This window comes from Salinivibrio socompensis S35 (assembly GCF_000513715.1).
GTDB classification, from domain to species: Bacteria; Pseudomonadota; Gammaproteobacteria; order Enterobacterales; family Vibrionaceae; genus Salinivibrio; species Salinivibrio socompensis.
Genome location: NZ_AQOD01000128.1, coordinates 1 through 3,763, shown reverse-complemented (window position 1 = coordinate 3,763; position 3,763 = coordinate 1). Strand labels below are relative to the sequence as shown.

At 49.4% G+C, this 3,763-nt stretch carries 3 protein-coding genes and 1 pseudogene; 1 reads left to right on the top strand and 3 read right to left on the bottom strand.

What is annotated here, in order from left to right; genetic code table 11:
* The 3 genes and pseudogenes from DZ54_RS21850 to DZ54_RS0113695 all read right to left on the bottom strand — a co-directional run.
* Window positions 1–1,173 (bottom strand): annotated as a pseudogene (locus DZ54_RS21850) (PTS ascorbate transporter subunit IIC); the annotation flags it as partial.
* Window positions 1,174–1,184: 11 nt separating this feature from the next.
* Window positions 1,185–1,472 carry a PTS sugar transporter subunit IIB gene (locus DZ54_RS0113700; protein WP_025674673.1) on the bottom strand — a complete coding sequence of 96 codons (288 nt, stop codon included), beginning with the start codon at window positions 1,470–1,472 and terminating at the stop codon, window positions 1,185–1,187.
* Between the two features lie 58 nt (window positions 1,473–1,530).
* Complete coding sequence (locus DZ54_RS0113695; protein WP_025674671.1) at window positions 1,531–1,974, bottom strand: PTS sugar transporter subunit IIA; 444 nt, start codon at window positions 1,972–1,974, stop codon at window positions 1,531–1,533.
* Between the two features lie 237 nt (window positions 1,975–2,211).
* On the opposite strand from DZ54_RS0113695, the gene DZ54_RS0113690 reads away from it, so the two are divergent.
* Window positions 2,212–3,243 (top strand): LacI family DNA-binding transcriptional regulator, encoded by a 1,032-nt coding sequence (locus DZ54_RS0113690; protein ID WP_025674669.1) that lies wholly within the window; start codon window positions 2,212–2,214, stop codon window positions 3,241–3,243.
* Window positions 3,244–3,763 lie beyond the last annotated feature (520 nt).

The following is a 3,763-nucleotide window of genomic DNA, read 5'->3' as shown; positions in this document are numbered from 1 at the left end:
AGCCGGAGTACGGGAGGAGGAACACGGCAGAAGGTGATCAATAGGCCTTGCGACAAGCGCCTAAAATTGCGCCGCGTCGTCCGCCGGTGGCATTACCGAATACCCCTGCTGCTGCGCCGACGAAAAAGTGAGGTACCACGCCAGGGATAATCACCGTAAGCCCCAAAATATAGAGCAGGAACATACCGACAAGCCCAGCAACAAAGCTAGATAAAAAGCCTACTAGTACGGCATTGGGGGCGTAGGGGAAGACCACGGGACAGTCGAGTGCTGGCTTAGCATTGGGCACCAGTTTGTCGGAAATCCCTTTAAACGCCGGCACAATCTCGGCAATCACCATTCTTACCCCTTGCAAGATTACGTATACCCCGCCCGCAAAGGTGATCGACTGCATTAATGCAAACATAAACCAGTGTTTACCGTCACTCACCTCGCGCACAAAATCTCCGCCAGCAAACAGACACGTCACCATAAAAATAATCCCCATGGTGAACGAGATAGCCACTGGGGTATCACGCAAGAACAAGAGGCTTTTGGGCACGTCCATGTCTTCAGTGGAGTGGGCTTTGTTGCCAAACTTGCTGCCAATAAAGCCGGCTAATACATAAGAGAGGGTAGAAAAATGGCCAATGGCGACTTCATCTGAGCCAGTGACTTGTTTCATGTATCGATGCGCGATAGCAGGGAAGAACACCATCACCGAGCCGACAACCACTGAACCCAGTGCCACCAATGGGATCCCTTCCATCCCGCTGGTTGAGAGGATAGCGGCCACCATCATCGACATAAAGAGGGTGTGATGGCCGGTTAAAAAGATGAATTTCCACGGGGTTAAGCGTGCGATAAGAATGTTAACCAGCATGCCGAAGAACATGATCATTGCCATTTCCTTACCAAAGGCTTCTTGGGCAATAGAGACAATGGCTTCGTTGTTGGGCACCACGCCACTGATGCCAAACGCATGCTGGAAAATGGTGGCAAAATCACCGAGTGAGCTGACTACCAATGAGGCACCCGCCCCTAGGATCACAAAACCCAGAATGGTTTGATGGTGCCTTTGATACATTCAGTCGCGGGCTTTTTCTGGGCGATTAAACCAATCAGTGCAATCAAACCCACTAATACCGCGGGCTCAGAGAGTACGTCTTTCATCAGGAAATTAAAAAAGGGCATAACGTTACTCCTTATAAGGCACCGAGTGCTTGTAGGGCTTCAGATAAGCGAGTTTTCATTGCTTCTTTATCTACCATGTTGTCGAGCGCGACAATACGCGGTGACACGCTCATCGATTGCAACTGCTGGGCAATGTCGTTGGTACCAACGAATATATCGGCGTCTGTCCCAGATACCGAGCCGAGATCGATATGATCAACACTGGCCTCGACGCCGAGATCTTTGATGATTTGTTTGATGCTCATTTCCATCATTAGGCTGGTGCCAAGACCATGGCCGCATACGACTGTGATTTTCATAATTCAGACCTTCTATTTTTTTGCAGGTATTTGAGTTTTATTGGTATCGGTTTTTGGATTAGTACTCGGCTATGATCGCTAAGATCTCATCCGCGGTGGTTGCGCGGCTGATCTGTGCGATGTGTGCCTCGTTCATAAATAGGTTCGCGAGTTGAGAAATGGCCTCGACATGGCTGTTACTGTCAGTGGCTGCAAGAGTAACCAGCATCTTGACCGGATCGTTTTCCGCACTATCAAAATTGACGCCGTTTTGAATCACGGTAATAGCAAGGGCTAAGCGGTTAACGCCATCCTCAGGGCGTGCGTGGGGCATCGCGATACCCGGGCCCACCACATAGTAGGGACCGATTTCTTGGTGTGAGCGATAAATTGCGTCGACATAGCTTGGCTCGATAGCTCCGTTAGTTAAAAGTGCTGCGCAGGCTTTGTTGATGGCATCTTGCCAATCGTTGGCATCTTGGTGAATGCGGATAACGTCGGCGGTAATCAGATCTCGTAACATGGCTCTATCCGTTTTAAAGGTTTTATTGGGTTGTTGGAGAATTGTTGATAACTCTATCGCTGAAAACTGAGCAATAAATGGACAGTGATCACAAATGGTAGCGCTATCTAATAGCGCTATCATTTTTCCTGGCTGGCAATGATTCATGCTACAAAGAGACTATGTAGGGTACGGATTATTCGCTGATGGCTGTGGTAGGATACGGTGTCATAAAATGATGAGTAATCAATAGATAAGATGAGTGAACCAAGAAAACGACGTAATACAGGTAAAGTCACGCTCGCGGATGTCGCCAAACAGGCAGGGGTAGGCACCATGACGGTCTCCAGGGTGTTGCGTACCCCGGATGCTGTCTCTGACAAATTGCGCGATAAGGTTGAGCGTGCTGTTGAGCAGCTTGGCTATATACCGAACAAAGCCGCAGGTGCCTTGGCATCGGCGCAAAGCGATGCCATTGCGTTGATTATTCCTTCTTTACTGGAAAAGGCGTGCGCCTTGTTTTTGCCCAGTTTTCAACAGCGGTTGAATAAAGCCGGCTATCAATTGTTGCTGGGCTACAGTGATTATTCGGTTCAGCAGGAAGAGGATTTACTGGCCAGTTTTTTGGAAAACCGTCCAGCGGCGGTGGTGCTGTTTGGCAATGAACATACTCAGCGTACTCACCAATTGCTCGCGATGGCCAATGCACCTGTCCTCGAAATCGCTGAGTCGCCCTCTATGATGGACTATGCCAGCATGGGCAGCGATCCCCACGATATCGGTAAGACGTGTACATCGCACCTCGTTAGTCAGGGCTTTAATAATATTGGTTTTATTGGTGCGCGAGGCAATCATGCAACCTTACAGCGCAAGCTACAGGGTTGGCAGGGCGCGATGATTGAGCATTATTTAGCCCCCGACCATTTTCTGACTACTCATGAGGCACCATCGGCACAATTGGGGGCTGAGGGGCTTGCGAAATTGTTACTGCGCGATGCTACTTTGGACGCGCTGGTCTGTAGCCATGAAGAGGTGGCGATTGGTGCTTTGTTTGAGTGTCACCGACGGGTGTTAAAAGTGCCGACTGATATCGCGATTATCAGTTTGGAAGGGTCATCAATGAGCGAGCATGCGTTTCCTAGCCTGACTAGCGCTGAAATTGATTATCAATCCCTCGGTACACAGGCAGCCTCACATATTTTACAAGCCATTGAAGGCCAACCGCTTACTGGCTCTCAAATTATTCCATTTAGACTGGCACACCGCGCCAGCACCGCGAGAAAAAATTAGTTTTTTGGGCAGTTTTATGGGCAATTTTATAGGGACAGGCACTTTAGTCTTATGGGGACAGGCACTTTCATTTTATGGGGACAGGCACTTTAGTCCGAATAGAGAAAGAGACGAGACGCTGCGCTTCTAGAGACTAGAAACTAGACAGAGCAGATCGTGCTCGTATTGGCGGTTTTCGATCGTGCCATTGGCGTAGGTGACACAAGCCCGGCACCGTGTCAACAATCATGCACCATGCCAACGGGCGCCTGTCACGATCGGTGCCCGATTTGACCTCGATGTCGGAGGCGCGCAGTTGGCTTGGGTATACAGGATTCACATCGTGTTGGCGCTTGTCCGACCTTGTATCTCTCCTGGAGCTGAGGTTAGCTACCTCTGTTCCGATGAGTTTGGTGATGCTGAGTCCGACCTTAGTACCTGATGCTGTTGTGTAGATCAGCGCCCAGATTCTTTTGTTCTAATACATTGAATGGTATCCAAGCACCTGTTTTCAGTGATGCTGTATGTACAAGGGTAGTGA